Annotated in this window: 19 protein-coding genes and 1 pseudogene; 1 reads left to right on the top strand and 19 read right to left on the bottom strand. The window is 41.9% G+C overall.

Going from position 1 to position 22685, the window contains the following annotated elements:
• Window positions 1-41 precede the first annotated feature (41 nt).
• From E4T82_RS08640 to E4T82_RS08565, 16 genes are all read right to left on the bottom strand, one after another.
• The gene (locus E4T82_RS08640) at window positions 42-728 is read right to left on the bottom strand and encodes an HAD family hydrolase (protein WP_135182434.1); all 687 of its coding nucleotides are present in this window, start codon (window positions 726-728) and stop codon (window positions 42-44) included.
• Window positions 729-1054: 326 nt separating this feature from the next.
• Entirely contained in the window at window positions 1055-1903 is an 849-nt protein-coding gene (locus tag E4T82_RS08635; RefSeq protein ID WP_135182433.1) for a MurR/RpiR family transcriptional regulator, read from the bottom strand.
• Window positions 1904-2358: 455 nt separating this feature from the next.
• Window positions 2359-3252: an ROK family protein gene (locus tag E4T82_RS08630; protein WP_135182432.1), complete on the bottom strand. Its 894-nt coding sequence runs from the start codon at window positions 3250-3252 to the stop codon at window positions 2359-2361.
• A gap of 46 nt (window positions 3253-3298) precedes the next feature.
• On the bottom strand, window positions 3299-4216 hold the full coding sequence (locus E4T82_RS08625) for a dihydrodipicolinate synthase family protein (RefSeq protein ID WP_135182431.1): 918 nt from the start codon (window positions 4214-4216) through the stop codon (window positions 3299-3301).
• A 41-nt stretch (window positions 4217-4257) separates the two neighbouring features.
• Window positions 4258-5358 (bottom strand): Gfo/Idh/MocA family protein, encoded by a 1101-nt coding sequence (locus E4T82_RS08620; RefSeq protein ID WP_135182430.1) that lies wholly within the window; start codon window positions 5356-5358, stop codon window positions 4258-4260.
• A 12-nt stretch (window positions 5359-5370) separates the two neighbouring features.
• A complete protein-coding gene (locus tag E4T82_RS08615) occupies window positions 5371-7380 on the bottom strand; it encodes a sialidase domain-containing protein (RefSeq protein WP_416222661.1) in 2010 nt (669 codons plus the stop codon).
• A 123-nt stretch (window positions 7381-7503) separates the two neighbouring features.
• Window positions 7504-8337 carry a carbohydrate ABC transporter permease gene (locus E4T82_RS08610; RefSeq protein WP_135182429.1) on the bottom strand — a complete coding sequence of 278 codons (834 nt, stop codon included), beginning with the start codon at window positions 8335-8337 and terminating at the stop codon, window positions 7504-7506.
• Window positions 8337-9221, bottom strand: coding sequence for a carbohydrate ABC transporter permease (locus E4T82_RS08605; protein WP_135182428.1), 885 nt, complete (start codon window positions 9219-9221; stop codon window positions 8337-8339). Before E4T82_RS08605 ends, E4T82_RS08610 begins: the two co-directional genes overlap by 1 nt.
• Before the next feature lie 65 nt (window positions 9222-9286).
• Window positions 9287-10630, bottom strand: a complete 1344-nt coding sequence (locus tag E4T82_RS08600) for an ABC transporter substrate-binding protein (protein ID WP_135182427.1) — start codon at window positions 10628-10630, stop codon at window positions 9287-9289.
• 22 nt (window positions 10631-10652) lie between these two features.
• Window positions 10653-11105, bottom strand: a complete 453-nt coding sequence (locus E4T82_RS08595) for a YhcH/YjgK/YiaL family protein (RefSeq protein ID WP_135182426.1) — start codon at window positions 11103-11105, stop codon at window positions 10653-10655.
• An 81-nt stretch (window positions 11106-11186) separates the two neighbouring features.
• A complete protein-coding gene (locus E4T82_RS08590) occupies window positions 11187-11888 on the bottom strand; it encodes an N-acetylmannosamine-6-phosphate 2-epimerase (protein WP_135182425.1) in 702 nt (233 codons plus the stop codon).
• Window positions 11889-11981: 93 nt separating this feature from the next.
• On the bottom strand, window positions 11982-12974 hold the full coding sequence (locus E4T82_RS08585) for an acetylxylan esterase (RefSeq protein WP_135182424.1): 993 nt from the start codon (window positions 12972-12974) through the stop codon (window positions 11982-11984).
• Between the two features lie 328 nt (window positions 12975-13302).
• Window positions 13303-14454 (bottom strand): YczE/YyaS/YitT family protein, encoded by a 1152-nt coding sequence (locus tag E4T82_RS08580; protein ID WP_135182423.1) that lies wholly within the window; start codon window positions 14452-14454, stop codon window positions 13303-13305.
• A gap of 33 nt (window positions 14455-14487) precedes the next feature.
• Complete coding sequence (locus E4T82_RS08575; protein WP_135182422.1) at window positions 14488-14676, bottom strand: hypothetical protein; 189 nt, start codon at window positions 14674-14676, stop codon at window positions 14488-14490.
• Window positions 14677-14930: 254 nt separating this feature from the next.
• Window positions 14931-16820 (bottom strand): DUF4838 domain-containing protein, encoded by a 1890-nt coding sequence (locus tag E4T82_RS08570; RefSeq protein WP_135182421.1) that lies wholly within the window; start codon window positions 16818-16820, stop codon window positions 14931-14933.
• Window positions 16821-16834: 14 nt separating this feature from the next.
• Window positions 16835-18145 carry a PTS sugar transporter subunit IIC gene (locus E4T82_RS08565; protein ID WP_135182420.1) on the bottom strand — a complete coding sequence of 437 codons (1311 nt, stop codon included), beginning with the start codon at window positions 18143-18145 and terminating at the stop codon, window positions 16835-16837.
• Window positions 18146-18642: 497 nt separating this feature from the next.
• Here E4T82_RS08565 and E4T82_RS08560 point away from each other — a divergent pair, with 497 nt between their 5' ends.
• Window positions 18643-19851: an ROK family protein gene (locus E4T82_RS08560; protein ID WP_135182419.1), complete on the top strand. Its 1209-nt coding sequence runs from the start codon at window positions 18643-18645 to the stop codon at window positions 19849-19851.
• Window positions 19852-20080: 229 nt separating this feature from the next.
• On the opposite strand, the pseudogene E4T82_RS08555 reads toward E4T82_RS08560, so the two are convergent.
• The 3 genes and pseudogenes from E4T82_RS08555 to dltC all read right to left on the bottom strand — a co-directional run bounded on the left by E4T82_RS08555 (window position 20081) and on the right by dltC (window position 22675).
• Window positions 20081-21058: pseudogene (locus E4T82_RS08555) on the bottom strand (transposase).
• A gap of 104 nt (window positions 21059-21162) precedes the next feature.
• On the bottom strand, window positions 21163-22443 hold the full coding sequence (gene dltD, locus E4T82_RS08550; RefSeq protein WP_135182418.1) for a D-alanyl-lipoteichoic acid biosynthesis protein DltD: 1281 nt from the start codon (window positions 22441-22443) through the stop codon (window positions 21163-21165).
• Entirely contained in the window at window positions 22436-22675 is a 240-nt protein-coding gene (dltC, locus tag E4T82_RS08545) for a D-alanine--poly(phosphoribitol) ligase subunit DltC (RefSeq protein WP_135182417.1), read from the bottom strand. The genes dltD and dltC overlap by 8 nt, the downstream gene beginning before the upstream one ends.
• Window positions 22676-22685 lie beyond the last annotated feature (10 nt).

Below are 22685 nucleotides of genomic sequence, written 5' to 3'. Positions count from 1 at the left end.
CCATGCCTCCCATCTGTCGTTGATAAAGTAGCCCTAGTATATCATACCCGCTTTATTTCGTCTACTTGATGGAGACCTTTAAGGCGCACCAATATGCTCTGCATGTCTTTTTCATGGTAGTCTGCTTGCGATTGATCCACCGGCATCCGACTTTCCTCATAGGCAATGACTGCTAGACCTGCCGCTTTTGCTGCTGCAATCCCAAAGGCAGAGTCTTCAATTGCCACCGCATCTTGGGCGGACACACCGAGCTTTGCCAAGGTCGCCAAATAAATAGCTGGATTGGGTTTACTCTCGGTAAAGGCTTCCCCGCTGACCAAGGTGTCAAAATACGACAAAATACCACAGGCTTCTAACACTTCCTCAATATGATCCTTGCGTGAAGACGAAGCAACTGCTAATTTGATACCTTTTTCTTTGGCATAGTCCAAAATCGCCACTATATCTGCCCGAAACAAGGAGGGATAATCCAACTGCTGGTAGCGTTCTTTGGCATAGTCCTCTAACTGGTCACTGATGTCGGTCAAGGACAACTCGCTGCCTGACAAGTCCTTGATTCCCTGTAGCAAAGGAGAATAGGAACGCCCAATTAATGTTGGAAATGCGGCTTCATCGACTGCTCCCGCTACAGGAGAAATCCTTTCTACAAATTCTTTTTGAAGTTGAAAGTCAATATACTCGGTATCCACTATCACTCCATCCATATCAAATATTATCGCTTGAATCATCTTGTCCCTCTTATAGTCTTTTCGTTTTAATCTATTACATCCGTTAACTCGTCTTACTTCAACAGTCTAAGAGACTGTTGGAAGTTGGAAATAAGGATTATGCATAATCCTCAGTAGTCCCAGTTATACCTGCGACTCGTTGCCCAATACTAAATCAACACTAAACAACTATAGTCTTTTGAATAAACTTTGCTACATCGTCATTTTCGACTTGCCGTACTCAAATACTGTCTGCGTCTCCGTTCCTTGTCTGAAAGTTCATTCATTTGATCATGCATTTGTAATCGCTTTCTTATTATAACACAAAAAATGAGAGCAGAAAGTCTCTACATCTCATTTTCGTCTACATTTTCTGTCACTTGTAAGGCCGAGAGCGTGTTGGTGAATAATTTATGCCGCGCATCCCGATCCAAATCAATATAGTAGGCATAGAAAATATCAATGACTACGAGCACCGGAAACTGCGGGGAAATCATCGTGCCTTGCGCCAGATTTTTCTTGATGGCAACCAGCACCAATTCATCGCAATTATCGCGTAATTCTTGCCGATTTTTCGAAGTCAAGAGAACCGTACTAGCACCAGCTTCACGCGCATCACGCACCGCATTGATAATGCTCATGGACTCACTCGAGACAGAAATACCAATCACCAGACATTCCTCATTTAAGGTCACACGGTTCATCCGAATCATGTGATCGTCGGTAACCGCCTTGCAGGCCATTCCTAGTCGCATAAAGCGAAACTCAATTTCCCGCGCTACAAGACCCGAACTTCCTTGACCATAGATGTAGACCCGCTTGGCATTGTTCAAGAGATGTCCTACCCGCACAAACTGCTCTTCATCAATCAAGGAGTAGGTTTTATTCAACAGCTCACCATAATCCGATAAGACATGCTTGGTCAAATCTCGATTAACATGGGGCGAATCCGTAGTTGAACTGACTTCTTGAAAGGCATAGACAAACTGCCGATAGCCTGTAAAACCGCATTTCTGGGCAAAGCGTGTCAGAGAAGGCAGGGAGACATAGAGCTTTTCAGACACCGTTTTGGCAGACAAATCATCTTCTGCCACAGCTTCTGCGAGAAAATAATCCGCAATCTTCCGCTCAATATGCGTAAAATCACTGTAAACCGCTTCAATCATCGGAACCACATTTTTCTCCAATGATACCATGCCTCTTTCCTCCCTATTTTGAGTATACACACTCCATCAAGCCAACATCTACCGACACACTCAGAATTTCCTGCCTGCTAGTTATATACTCATTTAGCTTAAATTTAGTATCTTTTGATATTTCCCGATTGAAATAGTTCCCCGAACTATTTCAACCTCCTACGGAGTTTCATCCCTCATCTTTGAGCCAACGGTCTCAAAAATCCCGTCCTAGACACGAACAACATTATGGTCTAGGATGCCACTATATCGGGAAATATCTTTTAAATGCTCGCTTCGCTCGCGTCTTATTTTATATGTCACTACTTATTCATACATACTGATTATAAATTAAAGTAGTATACTCAATGAAAATCAAAAGCAGACTAGGCGACGCTGATACAGATAGAACTGAAGTTCATCAAATCAAGCCAACAACGTTTGCTTTGGATTTTCGAAGAGTGTTAGCTGTCTCATCATGGACGCGTTCCCTGTCTCTGCTTGAAATGATAGTAAGCGCCAAACATACCAGCTGTATTCTGGTGTTGGGCAAAGACAAGTTTGGTCTTTTCTGCGATGCTTGGTACGATATTAGCTGTCAAAGCCTCTTGAATTTTCGGCTTCAAAATCGCTTCTTGTCCCATGATTCCACCGCCTAAAATCACAACTTCTGGATTGGCTACATAGCAGATATTGGCGATCCCTTTTGCAAGATAATGCACCATGCGATCCACACCTTGCTTACAGAGCAGATTGCCCTTTTCCATTTCTTGGAAAATCCGCCGTCCGTTCCAGTCTGCCACATCGTCCCCATGTGCTTCTGCAACGTAGCGAACCAAAGCAGTCGTCGAAGCCAAATCTTGAAACGCTCCGTCTGGCAAATGAAGGTAGCCAACTTCGCATGCCGAATGGCTAAAGCCATGAAAGACTTGGGAGTCAATCAAGAGACAGCCCCCGATACCTGTTCCCACGGTCAAGCAAACCGCCACCTTTGCTCCCTTGCCCCTGCCTGAGATGACTTCTGCCAGCCCCGCACAGTTAACATCATTTTCGATTTCACAAGGAACACCAAATCGGGCTTCCAAGTCCTTTTTAAACTGAGTACCAGCATAGTTTGGAATTTGCGGACCTGCATAAAAAATCTCTCCCTTATCAGGATTGACCATCCCTGCTGAGGAAACGCAAATCCCAGACAAACTGACTGTTTCAAGATAGCCAGATACAATCTCCGCCACCTTTTCCAAAATCGCTGGTCCACCCTTATGAGCCTCTGTCGGCATTTCATGACGTTCAATCAGCTGATCGTTTTCAGCAATCAAACCGTATTTGATACTGGTACCACCAATATCAATGGCAACATATGTTTTCATGGGCCACCTCTTCTTCTCACAGGAAACCAATTCCCGCTCTTTTTTCTTATAAGAACCGTTCCTTGGTTTCACGAATCAAGCGTGCTGCTGCTTCGACCACTTCCTTGTCTTCTGCACAGACTGGAGTCAGAGGCGCACGCACGCTACCCAAGTTCAAGCCCTCGTTGATCCGCAAGACTTCCTTAATCACAGCGTACATATTGCCATGCGCAGCGGTCAAGCACCCAATAATCGCGTTAATAGCAAACTGGAGTTCTTTAGCCGTCTCCAAGTCCTTATCCGCAATCAATTGATTGAGCTTGAGGAAGAGTTCTGGCATGGCACCATAGGTACCGCCGATACCACCTGCAGCCCCCATTAGACGTCCGCCAAGGAATTGTTCATCAGGGCCATTGAAGACCACATGGTCATCACCCCCAAGGCTGGCAAAAGTTTGAATATCCTGTACCGGCATCGAGGAATTTTTTACCCCGATAACACGCTTATTTTTGAGCATCTCTCTATAAAGACTAGTAGTTAGGGCTACTCCTGCCAGCTGCGGAATATTGTAAATTATAAAATCCGTATTTGGAGCTGCTGCACTCATATCATTCCAATATTGAGCAACTGCGTATTCCGGCAAGCGGAAGTAAATCGGTGGAATCGCCGCAATTGCATCAACTCCAAGGCTTTCTGCGTGACGTGCTAATTCGATACCGTCCTTCGTATTGTTGCAGGCAACGTGGGCAATAATGGTTAGTTTGCCCTTCGCCACTGCCATGACTTCTTCCAAGATCACCTTACGGTCTGCTACACTTTGGTAGATACACTCGCCAGAAGAGCCGTTGATATACAAACCTTGCACACCTTTTGCAATGAAGTGCTCCGTCAAGCTACGAACACCTTCACGGCTAATCTCACCATTTTCATCATAACACGCATAAAATGCGGGGATAATTCCATGGTATTTTTCTAAGTTTTTCATAAACATTCCTTTATTTTCACTATTTAGAATACTTCATCTACTCAGATAATTTCTGATAATTTCACTTTACGATCTTCATTGATAGATAAAGTACAAGCATCCGCAGAAGCAATCGCCTCTAAAGCAGCTTCTCCAGTCAACAACTTCTTGAATTCCTCACTTACTGGAGCCCCCTCCATAATTTCATGCAGATACTTCATTTCTTTGTTGATAATAGAAGATAGCCACATTGGTGTGCGTTTCCCAGGTTTTCCATAAGCGATTGCTCCGTCCATTTCTGTACTGTGATAGATTCTGGTCCGGTCATCATCTTCTTCTTGACTTTCATGAACTAAGAAATAACTTTCCTCTCCATTCACTTTGAGCGTCCCGCGACAGTTATACATGTCTAACTTAATAGCACCTTTTGTCCCCTGAATGAGAACATAGTGCTCGCCCCAACGATAAGCTGAACCCCATTCTAATAGGGCAAATCGTTTATTAGGAAACTCCATATTTACAAAAATCATATCATCTTCGTCACCAAAATTTTCACCATTATGGGCAACATTACCACCTATCATTGTAACTGTCTCTGGTAGACCTCCCATGATAAACTGAACGCAGTCCAATTCATGAATGTGGTGATATAAATGCCCGCCTGATTTCTCGCGAATCTTTTTCCAAGAGACGGTTTCTTGCTCTTCTTCCCAGCCATTTCTAGCAGAATGGCAGAACAATACATCTCCAATTACACCTTGATTGATTAACTCCTTCGCATGATGCACGCCATTAAAGAAGTTCATAATATGACCCGCCATGAAGGTCACGCCACATTCTTTACAGGTATCCACCATTTCTCGGCAGTCAGCATAAGATAAGGCAATCGGTTTTTCACAGAATACATGTTTTCCATTTTTAGCGGCTTTGATAACTGGCTCTTTGTGCAGATAATTTGGCGTTGCGACAATCACACAATCCACATCATCACTTGAAACTAGCTCATCTAAAGAACCAGCCACTCTTGCATCTAACTCTTCTGCAACAGACTCTGCATTTTCAGGATCATAAATCACCGTGATTTTTGCCCCATCATTTTTTAGCAAGTAACGAGCTAATTCTGCTCCAAAATATCCTGTCCCGACAACTCCGTATCTAATCATGTTATTCTCCTTTTATTTTAGTATATCTTCAATTCCTAACTCAATAAATTGGTTAACATTCGTTACATGCAACTCATTTCTTGACCACGAATCATATTTTTCAAACAATAAACCTATACGGTGATTTGGCAACTCCGTTATGGCAGAGTAGGCATAGCCATAGGTAGGCAAATCAACTTTATAATGATAGTGCCAATCAATACTATCATCTTCTGGGTTAATCAAACCAACAACTAATTCCCCTCCTTTTCGACCACTCTTAGAATTCGGTGTACTCAAAATGATGGCATCTTTCCCATCTATTTTTTGAGAATATTTGATGACAGAAACCTGTGTTCCATAGCCAGTCTGCTCGACAACATCAATGTATTCTACGCTAGACCATGTATCGCCTGCATCATAGCTCGTCATATAAGCAACTTTACCAGTTGTCGTCCTAAAGAAGGTTCGAATCACTCCCTCACGCAATTCTACCATTTGAGCTTCTGCAGTAGCATTTTTGAAAGGAATCGGAGCAGAAGCCTTATGCCATGAGGTTGCACCATCATCTGAAATCAAATAAGTCAGTTCTCCACCAGTATAGGTCGCAAAAATCATCCGATTTTTATGACTTAGGTATAATCCTTGTCCCGGACTGAGATAGGTTGCATTATGATTTGTCCCTAACATCGGAGGTAGTAATTTAAACGCACCCCAACTTTCACCCTGATCTTCACTTGTTGTTACACCAATATAATTTGTTGGAGCCACCTTAAACAAGGAGTCTTTGTAAAAAATATTCATAGGTACTTGATTTCCATTATGGTACTCAGAAAGCCGTCCCTGTTCAAACGCAACAGAATATTGTTCTACAGATAAAGGCTGCCCATTTTCCAAGAGTTCATACTTTTCATTCACTGAATAAGCAGTCGGCTTATTCTTTACATCGTCATAGATAACATTGTTTTCTCGGATGGAGTAATTGTAGTTTGATTCGTTATTCTTTTTCAGTTTTACATAATAGTTGCCATCAATTTCTTTAAATCCGGAATCTGACTTATTGGCATTATTATTTCCAATTCCAGCAGGCATTACATCAGCAAGTAGTACGACTTTTCCTGTAGACTTGTCCTGCACAATGGCAGAATCAATGAATGAGGCACTTCCGCCAATCTGACTGTTTTTCAAGTTCGTATTTCTTGGCCAGTCCACAATTTGCTCCGCATAATCATTAAACTTCATCGCAAAGATTGGTGTGCTCCAAGTATCGCCACTATCATCACTAAAAGCTGTTGCAATATTAATCTTACTCTTAGAGTCATGAGTGCCACCATACCGTGCATCAATACTAGACAGTACTCTACCGTTCTCTAAAGTATACAATGTAGGAATTCTAAAATAATTTGCCTGAGTTGCATCACCTGATTGGAATATCAACTTATAAGGAGTGGATAAGGACATGTTGTTAATATCATCTTCAGTCAATGCCTGATTGTAAATACTCAATCGATTGATTTCCCCTCTCATGACAAAATCATCCTTACCTTCTCGAACAACCGAGCCTAGACTAACCTTGTTTTGTCCTTCTATTTTCGATATTGGTAAAAAGTGCTCAACTTGTTCTGAAAATACCCTTGTCCCATTCACATACATTGTGTAGGTTTTACTAACTGCATCTGCAACAAACACAACCGTATTCTCTACAGCCTCCCCTTTATGAATTCCCCACAAAGAAGCAGGTCTTGTAAAAAGGTAATTAATTCCTTTTTGAGCATCCCTAATCTCTACTCCAATTTCACCAGAATTTCTCATAAAGATGCTAAAATAATTATTCCTATATCCCACATTGGCATTAGAAATCCCAAACAAAGCTTGTAAAGCATTTGGATTCCCTGACTTGAATTTTACAACAATACTTTGTGTTTCTGAAGTGAGTGTGTCCAGCACATCGGATGTCACATCGACCCCCTTATTCTCTAACACTTTTGAATTCACTTGATAAACTGGGCTAGCACCTTGGACAAGTACCGTACTACTTTCCATAGCAATCACTTTAGCCGGCGTATTCACCAAGATAGCACTTGAAACAAGAGCTACTCCAAGCAATGTATATATCTTTTTAGTTTTCATTTTAATTCCTTTCAAACTTTTACACTCCTACTATACTTATTTCACAGAGCCTTCTGACAACCCACTTGCAATCTTATTTTGAATAATCGAGAAGAAGATAATTGACGGTAATACCACGATAACAGAAGCTGCCATCATATCCCCCCAATCTAAGATTTCAGATCCATTTAAAGAACGAAGTGCTACCGCAACTGTCATCTTGCTTGTATCATTCAAAAGAATCAAAGCATATAGAAATTCATTCCAAGCATTGATAAATGTATAAATAGCGGTTGCCACAATCCCCGGGGCAACGATTGGTAATACCACTTTATAAAAGGTAACAAACTTATTGGCACCATCAATTCGTGCCGCTTCTTCGATACCGATTGGAACTGTCTGGAAAAATCCAACCAGCAACCATACAGCATACGGCACACTGAAGGACAGATACACAATCATCAAACCAAATAAACTATTACTTAAACCAGCCTTGGAGATTGCAATAGAGTATGGAATTGCTAACAAAATTGGGGGGAATATATAGGTCGTCACCAAGAGTCTCGACATGATAGCACCTAGTTTCGGGAAAAACCGAACAATACCGTAGGCTGCCATTGAAGAAATGACCGTTGCAACTAAGGTTGAGCAGAGAGCAATCAGCAAACTATTACAGATGTTATCAATAAAATGCAAATCGCTAATGACATGCCTAAAATATTCCAAAGTGAAAGTATGAGGAAGAAAACGAGTTGGAAACTGCGTCAACTCTCCCTTTCCTTTAATAGAAGAGACAATGATCCATACCAAAGGAAAGATAGCGATAATGGTTGAAATAATTAAAATCAAATGAGAGGCAATATCCAAATATAACCGTGATTTTTTCTTCATTATTTTCTACCCTCCTTTTCCCACTTACTAATGACTGCAAAGTATAAGAAGCAGACCGTTAATAAGAAAATAAATAATAATACTGTTACTGCAGAAGCTCTACCTAGTAGTTTTGTTCCCCAGCCCATATTATAAGCAAAGATTGGAAGTGTCATTGTGGCATTTGAAGGACCTCCTCCTGTAATCAGATAAATAATATCAAAGTTGTTAAAAATCCAAACCGTTCTTAACACAACCAACAATCCTACAACCACTTTAATATGTGGAAAAGTGATATATCTGAATACTTGCCAAGCTGATGCCCCATCTATCTCTGCCGCCTCAAACTGTTCCTGCGGAACAGTCTGCAAGGCAGACAAGATATTAACCATAATCATCGGTGCACCAAACCAGATGTTAATAAATACCAAGCAGATAAAAGCCCATGTCCGATCTGTCAGGAAGGCCGGGGCCATATCCATCAAGCCTAATTTCACAATCAAATTAGGTAAATATCCATATACCCCATTTAAAATCCACTGCCACGAAAAAGCGATAACAATCGTAGGAAAGGCCCACGGAACAATTAGTAATGTTCGATATACTTTTTTAAATCGTCGAACCCTATGAAGTGCGAGAGCTAACACAAAGCCAACCACTACCTGACCAGTCAAAGACAAGACAGTCCATTTAATAGAGTTAAAAAATGCATTAAAGAAATTGGGGTCAGATAACACAGCTTTATAATTATCCAAGCCAACAAACTTATACGACGGCATAATCAAGTTTTTATTTGTAAAACTATAAAAAATACTTGAGAAAAATGGATATACAAAGAGTAAACCTACAATAATTAGAGCGGGTAACACAAATATCCACCGTGTCAAATTGCGATCTTTTCCCAAAACTCTCACCTCCTATTAAAAGATGGGCTACGGTACTACAAACCGCAGCCCCTATTATTCAGAAACTATTTTACTTCAACAGCAACTGTCTCAAACAAATCATTCAATTGTTTTTCAGCATCTTTTGCCGCCTTCATTGGATCCGTACCATTCGTGACAATATCTTGGAACATTTGTTCAATGACATGTTGATTTAACATCAAGCCTGCTTGCACACTAGGACCATTTTCAAATCCGATAGCTGTTCCTTTTTGAGCAGCTTCAGCGATCACACTTTCAGCATGTTCAAATTTCTTACGAGTTTCATTGTCTTTGTAAGCTGGTAAGTCTGAAACACCCGTAACAGAAGGCAACATACCAACTGGTGTAGAATCCAAGAATTCAAGATAACGATCATCTTGGTATAAGTATTCCAAGAACGCTTTTGCAACTTCTGGATGTTTAGAATTTTTCCATACAACCATTGGAATATTGGACGTTTCAATACCATAATCTTTATCAGAAGCATTTACTTTTGGCATTGGATAAGCATCAATTGAGTCTAACAATTGTGGGCTATTGGCTTGAACGCCCCCCACATGGAAGCCCGAATTAAAGTCAAACGCCGTTTTTCCTTGGTAGAAAAGTGTTGCTTGTTGTAACACATTAAAGTTAAGAGAATCTTTAGGTGATACTTCTTTATACATTTTCACCCAATATTTGATACCTTCTTGAGCTATATCACTGGTCAAATCTGCTTTCAAGTCCTTGGTCAACAAGCTTCCGCCAGCACTACGAACATAGAAATTCAAGAAACGGGTTCCCATTAAGTCGTTGGTACCAAATGGTACAGAGATACCACTCACACCATCAGCTGTTAATTTTTTACTTGCTTCATACAATTCATCCCAAGTCTTTGGAACTTCAATATTATGCGCCTTTAATAGATCAGTCCGTACCCACATAACTTGTGCATGTGAATAAAGAGGAATCGAATAATGCTTGTCGCCTACTTTCGCTTCGCTCAGAGCTGCTTCGCTGAAACGCTCTTTACCAATCTGTTCAATCGTATCATCAAGAGGGAGCAACGCATCCGAATTAATCATCTCCATTACCTGATTCGGTAATGCTGTGCTGATATCTGGCACATTGCCATTAGCTAAACCTGTTGTCCACTTTGTATAAAAATCATTCCAAGCAAATGTCTCAATTTTAATTTTCACTTTCGGATGTTCTTTCATAAACTCATCCGCAGATTTTTGAATACTTTCTAAGCGAGGACCTTGTGTAAACGAGTGCCACATCACAATATCCCCAGATAGTTCTCCCGAAACCTCCTGCTTCTCTTCTTGTTGCCCTGACGAACATCCTGCAGCTAGGACTGAAAGACCAATCCCCATTGCGTATAAAAACTTCTTCATTTTTTTCATATTACTTACCTCTTCTTCGTACCTAGTTAATAGCTACTTTAAATACAATCTTTTTCACCAATAGGTCATTTAAACGAACTTTCGGTTGATGCAAATCCTCTGGGAATGTAACTAGACATTCTCCCGCATGTAGGTGAATCAACTGTTCTACTTGCCCTTGATAGAATTCTATATCTTTCTCAGCATCATAGGCTTCAGTGATTTTAGCACTTTTTCCTGATGTAACAGCCATTGCTTCTTCATTCTCAACTACCAAATGAACATCTATATAATTCCTATGCGTTTCAAAAAAATCTCCAGCCTCTCCGTCTGCGATATAAGTAAAGCAGTTCCCGAATACTTGCTCGCCTTTTACATCCACTTTTCCTTCAGGACATTCCCGAAGATTGGTATTTTCTAAAAAATTAACCAAACTTTGAAAATGTGGGTTAACGGCCGCATATCTTCTAAAATCCTCAACTTTTGTAATAATCAAGTCTACTTCCTCCTTCCTATTGATTTTATATTATCCTTTAGTACTACATGCACCATTTCCTATGATTGAACGAACCTCCCTCTATCTTTTTACCGCAACGACAAAGCGCTGGGTAATTTCCTTTGGACGCGTAATAGCGCCACCTACTACAATCCCTCGAACACCCAAATCGTGAATGATTTTCGCTTCTTCTGGATAGTAAATCTTCCCTTCTGCAATGACATCTACCCCAGCCTCGCACAAATTCTTAATCAATTCGAGATCTGGTCCATCTGCTTGACGGCTATAAGCTGTATAGCCTGATAAAGTCGTCCCGACAAAGTCCACACCTGCTTCTACCGCAGCTAGTCCTTCTTCATACGTACTAATATCTGCCATTAAGAGCTGGTCTGGATACTTAGCCTTAATTTGCGCGACAAACTCTGCAACAGTTAAGCCATCATACCGCTCCCGTTTGGTACAGTCTAAAGCGATGACTGCAATGTTCAGAGCCACCAGTTCATCTACTTCTTTCATGGTCGCTGTGATAAAAGGCTCTTGCGGTGGATAATCTCGCTTGATAATCCCAATAATCGGCAAATCCGTCACTTGCTGGATCTGCTCTATATCTCGTACGCTATTAGCACGAATCCCAACTGCTCCGCCTGCTTCTGCTGCTTTTGCAAGAAGAGGCATCACTCCGCCTGCTTCTGTATAAAGCGGTTCCTGCGGAAGAGCTTGACAAGATACGATAATGCCATCTTTTATCTGCGCTATCAGCTCATCTTTTGATACAATTGCCATACCTTCCTCCTTTTCTTTTTGGTTTTTAAAGCGCTTTCTTTTCTTTGGTAAAAACAAGGCTTATATCGCCTCATTTCATACAAGAAAAGTCGTTTATGTAAATTCCGTAACTAGTGATTTACTTTCAAAATGTGTACCACAGAGCCAGTTGAACACCTTATTGTTGGCATAGACAAACATGCCTTCGTGGGCGTATTCCGGCATCAGATGATACTCTTTTTCACATTCTAAGCGATTGTACATGGCAAATTGGGTGATGGGATAGCAAACGTTGTCATCAAGGCCTGTAATCATCTTGACCGAACCCTTGATACGGTGGGCAAGATTTTTCACATCAATATAAGCCAAGGTCGCAAATACCTCCTCTTCTGTTTCATGGAAAGGATCGTGAAATTTGAAGTAGCGGAAGAGCTCATCATAAGCCTCGCTAGTATTTCCAATCTCTAAGACCCGTCTGAAATCACAGAGGAAAGGATAGATAGCCACCGTATTTGTAATCCGTGGATTGAGCGCCGCTGCCACAAGAGCTAGAGCTCCACCTTGTGAGCCGCCGTAACTTGAGAGACGCATCCCGTCTACCCGCTCAAACCCTACCACCAATTCTACGAGACTATAAATATCGAGATAAACATCCTTGTAAAATAAATGTTCTGGACCATCAACGACACCACGGATAATCTGACCTTTAACCGTATTTCCACGAACATTTCTAGCTCCGTCCAGCGAATAGCCCGACTGACCGCGCACATCCATAGAGACCATGCCATAGCCAGCCGTCGTATAAGCCAGCATATCAGGCCAATCCAAACCGCGACCCATATAGCCATGGAAATGGAAGATTACTGGGACTTTCTCTACCTCTTTTGGCAAGACCATACGAGCGTAAATCTTTCCGCCATTTGTCCCACCAAATTGGATTTCGTAGCAATCGACGGTGTCAAGACCAAACTCTTTTTCCACCAAACGATAGTCCACAGGAAGTTTCAAATCTGCAATGGCCTGATTCCAAAAATCATCAAAATCTGCCGGGACCTCATCGCGTCCGCGATAGGTTTGCACTTCCTCCATTAATAGGGGATCTCTCATCTTTTTAATCCCTTTCTATATTTTATGTAAGCCTTTACATTTAGTATATCACTTTGTAAAATATTTTTAATGATATCTATAGAAACAGAAAGTATTTTCTAAAATTTCTTGATTAGGGCTGCGACAGCCACAATTCATGACATTTCAGGAAACTACTTTCTACAGCTTAAAAAGAGCGCTATACAAAACTTCCTAGACATAACCAATCACCTTCATATACCACACTTTTCTTACAAAAGTCCGTTTTGTTTATCTTCCCAAAGAAAACACATTGGCTATAAGTAACTAAATACACGTAGCTACCATTGACAAAGCAAACAAACACCTTTTACGACGATTTTGCCATTGAAATGATTCCGGGTAAGATGAGCATGGTTAGGATTGTTCCCTCACGAATGCTTGAAATCCCTGTTCCTAACAGTGAAATTCCTAAAGCAGATGAAACAAAGAGAATATCCATTCCATACCGATAACGACGAAAAGACCAACTAGTTCGCTCTTCTGCTAGTAAGCAGACTTTTTCGAGTGGAAAACGAACGATATTATAATCCAATAATTTTCCTAGCGTAGCTCCCATTAGCGTAAGACCTACGAGAAAAACAATCAAACGGGTAAGATAGTTTGGTAGCACAAAGGAGGCTAGTACGTGATAGACAAAGAGGTTTGTCAACCACCCGAATAATACAATCGCCAGCAACATGTAAACATATTGGAGATAGTCATGCCTCTTGTCCAATACTAAGCAGACCAAAAACAAACCAACGCTTAAGGCAATGTAGACCGTTCCTACATCCAGTCCCAGCCAAGCCGCTAAGGCAACTTGCAAAGCCATAAAACTTCCCTGACCAGGGTTTGCTTTCATCACCAGCGCACTGCCCAGGGCTGATAAAACTGAGTACACAAAAGTAGGTAGGAGCTTTTTTCTTAATATCATCATGTTTATCCGCCTAGTTTTTTTATCTAACCAATCATTTAATTTTTCTTCTACTAATTGACTGGCTACAGCCTCTACAACTTCTTGAAAGGGGAGAGGTAGCCCCTCTTGCCGTTCTATACATAAAAACTGATAGATACCGCCATCTTTTTGCCAACTTTCGCTCGTCCCTACTCCTATCGTTGGCAATAGCGTATCCAGCTCAGGATATTGTTCTGTGACCATACGTACTGTTTCGGCGGATATATCCACTTCCCTACTCCAGCTTTCCATGCCATTTTGCCAAAAGGAAAGTCGCCCCCTGATTGGCGCTTGCTCTGAAAAGTGATGCAGATTCCTTTGATAGTATGCACGAAGCTCTGCTTCAGATAAGGTTGTCGCCCAGTTATCTTTTATCAACTGGCGGTTACTGGCCATAACCTCAGACACTTCCTGCCAGCTTGCCTGGTCCAACTGGATTTCCTTTACCCTACTATCTAAGCGCTTGGCTTCTGTCTGTAGCAGTTGAAATTCCTGATAAAGACGCTCTTGCTTTTGTTCCAGCACATCGCGGGGAGTGCGACCTCCTATCTCTGTTGTTCAAAAATCTTTACTCGGAATCGGCAAACCTGCTTCCTCATATTGTAAACGGTATTCCTGCTCAACAGCTGTCCGATAGGGAATAGCAAATACCTCTGGAATGGAAGACGAACGGCGAAAATAGAACACACCAAGTACCACTAGACAGAGAACAATCATCCCATAGAGAACCACTCTCTTTCCTTGCACTATTCCACCTCCTTTCCTTGTCCTCTTCTGCAATGAATTGCATGTTCTCATCACATTTTCAGTACCGGTTGACAACTAAAAGAGCAGGGAACGCATTCTACCTCTCTATCATCCCTGCTCTTTTATCATCAACATCATCCCCCTTCCTACTCACGAGTTCAAGTCCCTCGTTCCGAAACACTTGCTTTCACCAAGTAAGCCAAGTGAAAAGGGGCTGTCTTATGGCAACATCTATCATTCCATCCAACCGATGCTTATAAGCGGAAACCAGCGTAGTTTTTCGCCACTTCAATAATGCGATACACATCTAGATGTTGTTGGAAATCCATTTCATGATTCCGAATAAAATCCAACACATCACGCCAGACAATCTGTCCTTCTAAGTGACGACCACCTGCCATTAGATGTAGGGCATGGGCTAGCTTAACAACCAATTCGCGATGATAACCTAGCTGACGCCACTCTTGTTTTTGGACGCCGATTTCCTTGGTAATATGTTCTTCTAAGGTATTCACAAACTGATAGGCTAAATCACTCGACACCTTGTAGCGATTAGAGAGGTCCACTTGTTGTCGCGAACCAATAGCATTAAAGTAGTCACAAGATGAGTAGTCCGAAAGTTTTTCCAAATAAGTGGTGACAAGCTGCCAGTCAGTGCCGTACATAGCTTTGAAATACTCCTCTTTTAAGCCCTCATAGTCTAACTGATGATTCCACAGCATTTGCCCCATTGTATAGTTAGGGAAGTTATGAGGGAAACCTGCCCGCAATTCTTGACAGCTAATGTAGCCATTGAGGTGTAACTGCTCCAAGAATTGAATATCACGGTAGATCACCTTGCTAATCTTCATGTAGCCTAAATCACCGTAGTGGGCACGTCCAAGTGGGTAGTCATAGACAAAGCTATCTCCCTTAAACATCTGCTGCCAACTAAAGAGATAAGAAAGATTTTCTTCCAAAGAGTTTGGCAAGACAATCTGATTGCGACAATAGTCTTTCGCCTCTGGAATACCGTTTTCATAATCGACATCTGCATAACTCTTTTCAAAGGTTCGCGTAATCGGTGCAAACATCATCGTGAAGCGTTCTGGATTGTTCAAGACTTCTTTTTGAGGTGCAAACAACAACTCATGGTAAAGCAAGAAGCAAATTTTAGTAGGAAGTCCCTCATCCGTTAAGGCTTTGTCTAATTGGTTTAAGATGCGCACATACTGATCTGCCGGAATATCTTTTTGACACTCTGGACACTCACAGATATTGTTGCGGGCATCAGAGAGCCATACGTGAAGATAATCAACATCTTGGCGTTTTTTGGCGTAGTCAACGATGAGATCAACCATTTTATTGCCCACTTCTGGATTGGAGAAGCACAGACTAGTCAAAATAGGCGCTGTGTCATACAATTCCCTCTTGCCATTTAACTCTGCCACCAATGGTTTCTTCACCTCTGGTAGGGTCAAGCCCGACTCCCAACCATACTTAGAAGAATAGCCAAGGACCTCCCCTGTCCAACCATGACCCACCCTATGGTGAAGGAGACCCCGTTTTTCAAGCTCCTGATCCAGACGGTCACTCATTTCTTGAGCAATTTCTGAATTAAAAGGCTCTTTCTCCAAGTAAGGATTGAACTCGTGCTCATACCAGCGTTTTAGGAATGAATAGGGATTTTCAAACTGTACGAAGAAAGAATTCATCTTGATTTTTGGCAGCCAGTCTAAAAAGTCCGCAATATTTTCATAAGAATCTGCCCCTTCGATACAGACACCACGGTGCTTATAGCTGGCCACTTCATCAATCTCTAACCTCTTGGATCCCCAAGCTTCTTGAGGAAGGGAGGGGACAAACTCGTTTTTTCTTCCCGGTCTCAAAAAGACCACACCAAACTCGCTGATTAAGCGATAGACGGCGATTAAAAGCGCCACCTTGGAATTTGCAGTGACTTCTCCCACCCCGTTATTGAGATAGATAGAAATATGATCTTTTTCATAGTTATCCACCTGCATATTGAGGACAAGCGTAGCCTCTGTCATCGTATCAACTTCCTTCACAGAGGCTGCAAATAATTTTCCTAGGTAATAGGTCAACTCCTCTACTGCGTAACGTGAAGAATCATTTTTTACTGCATCATATATTGTAATGAACATAAGCAAGCCACCTTCTAGTCGCGTAATTCTTTTTCAAGCGTTTTACGATCGGCAACTTTAAAGAATGGATAGTAAATCACAAATGAAACGGCGATTAACACAACTTGAAGAACAGCTCCTTGCCAGCTCCCCCCTGTTGCTAAGAATCCACCGATAATTGGCGGCATAGTCCATGGGAGAACAGCTCCTGTAGTCAGCGGAACCAAGCCAGTTGCCATTGCAAAGTAGGTAATAATCGCATTCACGGTCGGTGTCAAGACGAATGGAATCATCATAATTGGATTCAAAACGGTTGGGAAACTAAAGAGAATCGCTGTATTGATGTTAAAGAGTGACGGAATAAACGCAAGGCGTCCAAGCGTTTTATACGATTTGCTCTTACTGAACAGGAACAAACAAAGAGCGAGACCGACAGTTGCACCACCGCCACCGATAAAGACGAACAAGTCCTTAAATGGTAAGGTGATGATATGAGGAAGTGTTTCACCTGCGATAGCCGCAGCTTGGTTTTCATTGGTAAAGGCCAACCAAACAGGGTCAACAAAGGCGTTGAGCACCTGACCACCATTCACACCACAGAACCAGAAGAAAGAGTTGACCAAGACAACGAGTACCATGCCTGGAAGCGTGCCTGCAATCGCCCGAAGTGGCGTTCCAACGATGAGACCAAGCACTGCCCCTAGGCCACCTTGAACACCTGCAAGTTGCAAGCCTTTCAACAAGGCTGCCCAGAAAACAAAGGCTGTCAGCGCTGGTAGTAGTGCTGAGAATGATTTGCTCACTGCGTCTGGTACATTCTTAGGCATCTTAATCACGATTCCTTTTTGAATAAAGATGCGATAAATCTCTGCTGTTACCAAACCGACCGTAATCGCTACGAACAAGGCATTGGCATTCAAGCTACCGAAAGGAATCGCTCCAGCAAAGGTCTGAGCTACTTGCTCACCACTTTCATTGAAGACTTGGGTGGTAAAACGAGGCGCCATTAAGATGAAGCTTGAAAGAGATAAGATTCCAGCAGAAGGACCATCTGTTCCATAACTTTCAGCCAATCGATACCCGATACCAAAGCAGGCTGCTAGAGAAATGATGGCCATGGTACTCTGGTTCATCGTTGTGAGAATGTCCAACAGGCCAATATTTGCTAAGAAGGTTGTAAACCCTTCGTTCGGCCAGCTAATTAGTAGCAAGAATACTGATCCTACTAATACTAACGGCATGGCCATCATAAATCCTTCCCGAATCGCTTTCAGGTGACGCTGGTTGCCAACTTTTTCCCCCATAGGCGCCAGGGTATGCTCTAGGAAAAATAAAAATTTATTCATCCCCTTGTCCTCCTAATTTTTTAATTTATTTTGTGAAATTATAATAACATGAAAACGCTTTATAGTCAAGTTTTAATTTTAATAAATTAATAAAAATATCAGATGCTTCCAAAAGTTTTAAAAAGACCTACTCCCTGCGGATTTTACTATCCTAATCACACGCATTTTCGACTTTCTTACATAAAAAGGATACAATTCGTGTTTTTTCTATGTTGAACAAATAAAAACGGAAACACCCCTCCCGTATTGGGAAACCAAGCCGAATTCTTCTTGAGTTGAGAATTTTTATAGCATCTATGGTACAATAAAAGAAAACGATAACATGAAACAGGCTAGCCACTCTCTTTGAGCTAGTTCATGAACTTTCCGATAAAACAACCCGTCGCTCCTAAACACAGAGAGACCAGGGGGTGAGTCATAAGGACGGCAAAAAGAAGTCTCTTGTCTGCATCGACTTTTGAGACCTATTCTAGTCCCTGTACTGCAAAGGAGAACACATGAAGATCGCCACCAAAAACTCTGAAAATATTCTTCAAAATGCTGCTCGAGTAATGGAATTTATCTATCGCAATAAAATTGTATCACGGACGAAAATTGCCACTGAATTGGAACTAGCACCAGCGACAGTCACCCACATCGTCACCGAGCTTATCCGTGAAGAAAAGATTTTTGAAACAGGGCACGAGATTCGAGAACGAAAGGGTTCGGGTCGTAGCCGCAAACTTCTTAGCATCAACGAAGAATTCGCCTACCTCGTCGGGATTGAATTTACCATGCGTGGCATTGCGCTCGTTGCGACCAATAGTATCGGTCAAATACTCACCCAACGTTTCATCAAAATGGGAGACTATCCACTTGAAAACATCACGCAGACCATCAGTTCACTCATTGAGGAACTCCTTGAGCAATATGCTCACTTGACCTGTGCTGGTATCGGTTTTTCTATCCCGGGTCACTTTGATTCAAGCAGTAATTCCGTTATTTCCAATAACCAAAATTGGGTGCATTTTAATTTAAATGAACTAAAGGAAACATTTCAGTTGCCTATCTCTATTGATAACAACATCGAATGTATGGCGCTAGCAGAATATCTCTTTGATTCTGAAGAATCACCCGACAAATTCCTCTTCCTCCATATCGGACCCGGTATCTTCTGCTCCTTCTTCCACCACGACCACATTGCAACCAAGGAAAACTACTATATCGGTGAACTCGGACACACGATTGTAGATATTCAAGGACAACATTGTGAATGTGGGAAACGGGGGTGCCTACAAACCTATATTTCTGATAGCTGGCTCATTGAAAATGCAAAACTTCTCTTTGCCCATTCCAAAAACACGATATTAAAGAATTTGGTCAATTCCCAAGAAGAAATTGATTTGAGTGCTGTCATCCATGCCTACCAACTCGGCGATTCTTTCATCGTGGATCGCATCGAAGCTGGACTACAATTTTTAGCCATGTCTATCTCCAACACCCTTATCATTTATGATGCCCATAAAATTTTTATCAATAGTGAACTACTCAATCAACTAGACTTAAAACCTAAATTGATCGAGCGAATCAATGAACAACTCCAGTTTATTCCTACCAAAAATAACCTAGATGTGGAACTCCTTGACTTTACCCCCTATCGTGGCGCCAGAGGTGCTTGCGCCCTCGCTGCCTACCAGACCATTGTCCAGACGAACGGCGAAAGATAGCTCACTCCATTGATAGCCACTTAGCCAACACACAAATCGTCAGACAAGAAGCACGTTCTAATGGTAAAATGGTTTGATTTGTACTATTAAGTAGAGGTACGCGAGATAGCCTTTCTAAAAAGCTTTTCGCAATTCTACTGTACCAAGACTAGCGCAACCATGCCAAAAGCAACGGGCAAACCGTTGCTCAGACCAAAGACAAACCCATACTCCTTAGTTGGTTTGTCTTTTATTTTGGCCTCTCTTTGGCATTTTGTGTTTTTAGGCAAATTAAAAAGGCTATTTGTGCCATCCTTTTACTGTATTTTTCAAATTTAAACATGCTAAAGCTAGCCCAACGGTCGTCTCCATTTTGGACTTTCCTTTCAATCTTGTATAGCGTAAATTGTACTATTCCTTGGCGGTGCCAAAGAGACGTTCAATAGTCTCTTTCCGTTTTTGGTACTGCTCTTTCATCCCTCGTTGGTGGCAAGTATCTTCACAGACCTCAATAGCCTCTCTCCAAACATGGCGGGTTACCAATTTCTGATGCTTTCTAGATTGGGCACAGATAGATAGCAGTGAGCAGCTACTGTCTGGATCAGTTGTGGAGACTTTCTTATCTGCGGGCTTGTTTTCTTTGGCAGGTCCTAGTAACTTTTTTCCGTACTTCTCTCTGTCACGAGCAATTTCCATTTCGAGTTGCTCGCTCATGAATTTCACTTGTGCTTTCACTTCTTGATGGGTGTATTTATGGTTATTGGCAGCTGCTTTGATATACGTCCCGTCTATGAATAGTTCATCTGTATCCACTAAACCTGCATTGATACATATGGTCAATATACGAAAAGATCGCTTCATTGACGTGTTTATCTTGAAAGTGATGACTGTAGTTTTTTCCATAAGTTATAAAGTGAGACACTGGCTCTTCGAGGGATAAGCCAAGGAACCAACGATAGGCTGCATTGACTTGAATCTCTTTAATAGTCTGACGCATGGAACGGATACCAAACAGGCATTGAATCATAGGGATTTTAACCAACATGACAGGATCCAAACTTGGACGACCGGTATCAGAACTGTAGGTATCTTCGACTAGGTCATAAATAAATGAAAAATCAACAGCTTGGTCAATTTGCCGTAAGAAATGGTCTTTAGGAACAAGTTCATCTAAGCTGTAGAAACCAACTTGGTTGCGATTATACTGAGAATTTTCTTTATGAAACATAACTTCACCTCATCTAGTGTTCTTACCCCTAGTATAAAAAAGCCCTTAGAAAAGCAAATTCTAAGGACTTTGTCTTCAATCTGAGAGGCTGGTATCCCAGTCTCTTATTTTGTATCAAGTGAAAATTCCTTCACTTCCCCCTCATAATCCGCCCATTCCTTGCTGAAAAAGGCCGAGTTGAGGTGGTAGGCTGGTGCTGGTTTGGGATTTGAGACAAAGGGATCAACGACCTTGTCAAATTCGAGCCAGCCCAGCCAGCCCATGTGAATGGTATCCTGCATAAAGTAAGGGTTGCCACCGTCTTTTGAAAAGTCGGCAATGTTAGTAAAACCTTGGCTTTCTAGCTGATACTTAATCTTTTTAACAGTCTGTTGGTACATGTCCTGACGCAGACCTGTATAAGCCATCCACTTCTCATTCACCGGCGGAATGACAAAGAGGACATTGATCTTAGACTTGGCAAATTGGGTGAGTACCAGCTGCAAGTCCGTGTATTCAGGCGACTTAATATAGGATAGGTTCTTCTGAGCGCCTTTTAGTTCCCGGAGTTTGGCTTTCAAGCGTTTCTTGTAAAACTTGTCATCAATCCCTAAGTCATTGCTCTTAGTGTGTTTTTCAGCTTCTTGAATGGCCACTTTTTCCAGTTCTTGGTAGGAAAATTCATCCGGCAAGCGAGACAACTCAGGTAGGACACGTTGGTCATAATGCTGATTATAACTTGGAATCAAGCTACTGAAGAAAATATCCTGACGCTTATTGATGCGTGCCATTAGCCCGACAAACTGATCTTCCGAAGCTGATAAGGGGGTCCTATCTGCGACTTTCTTGACAATATCTGCCATGGCGATATTGGGATAAAGCTGTAAGAGCCGCTCTGCTGCATGATGGGCCGCCACATCTCCCTCTTGTTGCGTCAAAAAACTAGTCAGCTGGTCACTGTTAAAATACTGCTGAAAGGCACTGGCATCGTAGCCTGTCTTGGTAAACCACTGGGGCGAGACAACATAGACGACCGTCTGATTTTCAAGCTCCGGCAACATCTGCTGCATACCAAAGTATTGATTAAGAGAGGCTGCTCCGCGTTGTCCTAGCAAGTAAGGACGATAGGAACGATCATATTTTTCAGCCAGCACAGATGGGTGCATGCTATCAAAGCGCAGCCATTCACTGGAGCCAAAGAAGGGCACGAAACGGTGGTTAGCGTCTGTCAGAGCCTGAACCTTCTGCATCCGTCCCTTGAAACTGGCTGCTGTTAGCGTCACTGCAGAGCGTTTTTCTGCCTCAAAATCATGGCGCAACTTAGTCGGAAAAAAGACGAGCAAAAGCGCTACTAGCAAGGCCGCACAAAAGACTGGTCCTAAAATCAGCCATAGGCGCTTAAGCATTTCTCAACTCCGTAATCCCTTGAATGATTTTATTAGCCGTATTCCAGTCATCACGACCAAATTCAGATACGGGTACGCGGATGTCAAATCGAGACTCAATTTCGACAATCAACTCCACCGTTCCCATACTGTCTAGGACACCCGCATCAAACAAGTCTTCATCCAACATGTCTGAGACATCTTCCATAAACAATTCATCAATAATTTCGAGCACTTCTGCTTTAATATCCATAGAAAAACTC

The organism is Streptococcus cuniculi (assembly GCF_004570575.1).
Taxonomy (GTDB): Bacteria; Bacillota; Bacilli; order Lactobacillales; family Streptococcaceae; genus Streptococcus; species Streptococcus cuniculi_A.
This window is presented reverse-complemented; position numbering and strand designations above follow the sequence as displayed.

Coding starts and splice junctions, on each gene's coding strand:
- E4T82_RS08640 (WP_135182434.1), bottom strand. CDS start 728: ATGATTCAAGCGATAATATTTGATATGGATGGAGTGATAGTGGATACC.
- E4T82_RS08635 (WP_135182433.1), bottom strand. CDS start 1,903: ATGGTATCATTGGAGAAAAATGTGGTTCCGATGATTGAAGCGGTTTAC.
- E4T82_RS08570 (WP_135182421.1), bottom strand. CDS start 16,820: ATGTTCATTACAATATATGATGCAGTAAAAAATGATTCTTCACGTTAC.
- dltC (WP_135182417.1), bottom strand. CDS start 22,675: ATGGATATTAAAGCAGAAGTGCTCGAAATTATTGATGAATTGTTTATG.
- E4T82_RS08625 (WP_135182431.1), bottom strand. CDS start 4,216: ATGAAAAACTTAGAAAAATACCATGGAATTATCCCCGCATTTTATGCG.
- dltD (WP_135182418.1), bottom strand. CDS start 22,443: ATGCTTAAGCGCCTATGGCTGATTTTAGGACCAGTCTTTTGTGCGGCC.
- E4T82_RS08620 (WP_135182430.1), bottom strand. CDS start 5,358: ATGATTAGATACGGAGTTGTCGGGACAGGATATTTTGGAGCAGAATTA.
- E4T82_RS08600 (WP_135182427.1), bottom strand. CDS start 10,630: ATGAAAAAAATGAAGAAGTTTTTATACGCAATGGGGATTGGTCTTTCA.
- E4T82_RS08585 (WP_135182424.1), bottom strand. CDS start 12,974: ATGAGAGATCCCCTATTAATGGAGGAAGTGCAAACCTATCGCGGACGC.
- E4T82_RS08590 (WP_135182425.1), bottom strand. CDS start 11,888: ATGGCAATTGTATCAAAAGATGAGCTGATAGCGCAGATAAAAGATGGC.
- E4T82_RS08565 (WP_135182420.1), bottom strand. CDS start 18,145: ATGAATAAATTTTTATTTTTCCTAGAGCATACCCTGGCGCCTATGGGG.
- E4T82_RS08615 (WP_416222661.1), bottom strand. CDS start 7,380: ATGGAAAGTAGTACGGTACTTGTCCAAGGTGCTAGCCCAGTTTATCAA.
- E4T82_RS08560 (WP_135182419.1), top strand. CDS start 18,643: ATGAAGATCGCCACCAAAAACTCTGAAAATATTCTTCAAAATGCTGCT.
- E4T82_RS08610 (WP_135182429.1), bottom strand. CDS start 8,337: ATGAAGAAAAAATCACGGTTATATTTGGATATTGCCTCTCATTTGATT.
- E4T82_RS08630 (WP_135182432.1), bottom strand. CDS start 3,252: ATGAAAACATATGTTGCCATTGATATTGGTGGTACCAGTATCAAATAC.